1 protein-coding gene is annotated in these 865 nt (G+C 64.5%); it reads right to left on the minus strand.

Annotated elements, in window-relative coordinates:
• Nucleotides 1–865 (minus strand): condensation domain-containing protein (locus tag A5698_RS17025; RefSeq protein WP_231967431.1); only part of this gene is annotated, 865 nt, incomplete at both ends.

An 865-nucleotide genomic window follows, 5' to 3' on the forward strand; every position in this document is an offset into this window, starting at 1 on the left:
GCGCGTACCGGCACGGTGTTGATCAGGAGTCCGACCATGGATTCGGCGCCGGACACATCGGCGGGTCTACCCGAAACCACGACACCGAAGGCAACGTCGTGTCGGCCGGTCAACCACATCAGCAACTGAGCCCATGCGGATTGCAGCACGATGTTGACGGTCGTGCGGTGTGAGCGAGCCAACTCGCCGATGGCCCGCGTGGTTTCCTCGGAGAGCCGGAACGATTCCACGCCTTGGCGTCCCAACGCCAACCGGCCTGACCGGCCGACCAGCGTAGGACTTTCCAGGTCGGCCAACACCTCTCGCCATGCGTTCTCTGCGGCGTCGAGATCACGACCGGCCAGCCAGGCGGTGAAGGCGCGGTACGGGGTGGGTGGGGGTAGTCGGTTGCCGTGATAGCTGGCGAAGATCTCGCCCAGCAGGATCGGTAGCGACCAGCCGTCCATCACGATGTGGTGGAAGGTCAGCACGAACCGGTGCTGATCGGATGCGGTGCGGATCAACGTTGCCCGGAAGACCGGGGCTTCATCGAGCTTGCAGACTGCGGCACGCTCCTCGAGGCACACGCGTTGGATCTGCTCGTCGATGTTCCCCGCTTGCAGGTCGACGTACCGCCAGCCAGGCGCGGGGGCGGACGGGATCGCTTGTACCGGGGTGTCGAACTGTATGTGGAACCGGGCCGCCAGGTTCGGATGGCGTCTGACCACAACGGTCATTGCCTCGCGCAACCGACGAGCGTCGAGGGCGCCGCTGAATGAGATCGCCAGCTGCACCGCGTACGAATCGTCGTTCCCTTGGGTGGTTTTGGTGTGGTAGAGCAGTCCTTGTTGGAGGGGGGTCAGTGGCAGGATGTCGGCGATGTCGT

The organism is Mycobacterium sp. E136, assembly GCF_001666865.1.
Taxonomy (GTDB): Bacteria; Actinomycetota; Actinomycetes; order Mycobacteriales; family Mycobacteriaceae; genus Mycobacterium.